The 1240-nt window shown below is 74.8% G+C and carries 1 protein-coding gene; it reads right to left on the minus strand.

Annotated features, from left to right (window positions below):
- The coding region (locus AOK16_RS22805) for a succinic semialdehyde dehydrogenase (protein ID WP_055474031.1) at window positions 1-1240 on the minus strand (1240 nt) is incomplete at both ends.

Genomic DNA, 1240 nt, shown 5'->3' on the forward strand with positions numbered 1-1240 from the left:
CGACCGCCTCGTCCTCGTCGGTGAAGCGGTAGACGGAGACGACCGGGCCGAAGGTCTCCTCGGCGCACACGGCCATCGGCGCCTCGACTCCGTCGAGGACGGTCGGCTCGTAGAAGTACGGGCCGATGTCGGGGCGGGCGCGGCCGCCCGCGAGGACCTTCGCGCCCTTGTCGCGCGCCTCGTCCACGTGCCGTACGACGGCGTCCAGTTGGCGCTGCCCGGCGAGCGAGCCCATCTCGGCGCCGTACGCGAGGGCCGTGGACAGCCGCATCGCCTTCGTGCGCGCGACGAACCGCGCCAGGAACGCCTCGGCGACCGACGTGTGGACGTACAGCCGCTCGATGGACTCGCACAGCTGGCCAGCAGAGGAGAAGCAGGCGCGCAGCGCGCCCTGCGCGGCCTTGTCCAGGTCGGCGTCGGCGAGCACCAGCATGGCGTTCTTGCCGCCGAGTTCGAGCGAGCAGCCGACCAGCCGGGCGGCGGCCCGCTGGGCCACGTCGCGGCCGGTGCGGGTGGAGCCGGTGAAGGCCACGTAGTCGGCGTGCTCGACGACCGCCGGGCCGACGACCGGGCCCTCGCCGAGCACGACCTGCCACGCCTCGGCCGGCAGCCCCGCCTCGACCAGCAGGTCGCGTGCCCACAGGGCGGTCAGCGCGGTCTCGGTGTCGGGCTTCATGACGACCGCGTTGCCCGCGGCAAAAGCCGGGAGGGCGTCGCCGACGGACAGCGAGAGGGGGTAGTTCCAGGGGGCGATCAGGCCCACCACGCCCTTGGGCCGGCGCAGTTCGGTGACCTTGGTGAGGACGGGGACGGCGCCGGTGTGGGACCTGGGCCGGAGGAGGGCGGGGGCCCTGCGCCCGTAGTAGCGGGCGGTGAGGGAGACCTCCTGCACCTCCTCGTGCGCGTGCAACCGCGTCTTGCCCGTCTCGACCTGGATCAGGTCGAGCACCTCGTCCTGGCGGGCCAGCAGCAGGTCGTGGAAGCGCAGGAGCACGGCCGCCCGCTGCCGTACGGGCGTACACGCCCAGGCCCGCTGCGCCTCGCGCGCCCGCGCGAACGCCCCGGCCACGTCCTCGGGCGTGGCCTCGGGCAGCTCGGCCAGCCGCTCCCCGGTGAACGGGGTGTGGCCGGCCGTCCGGCCCGTCCCGGTGACCCCGCGCGTGAGCTGCACGACCAGTTCGGGCGTGACCACGTCGGCGACGGTACGGGTGCCCGCCGGGGCCGGGAGGACGGGGTTGCC

The organism is Streptomyces pathocidini (assembly GCF_001418495.1).
In the GTDB taxonomy this organism is placed as follows: domain Bacteria; phylum Actinomycetota; class Actinomycetes; order Streptomycetales; family Streptomycetaceae; genus Streptomyces; species Streptomyces pathocidini.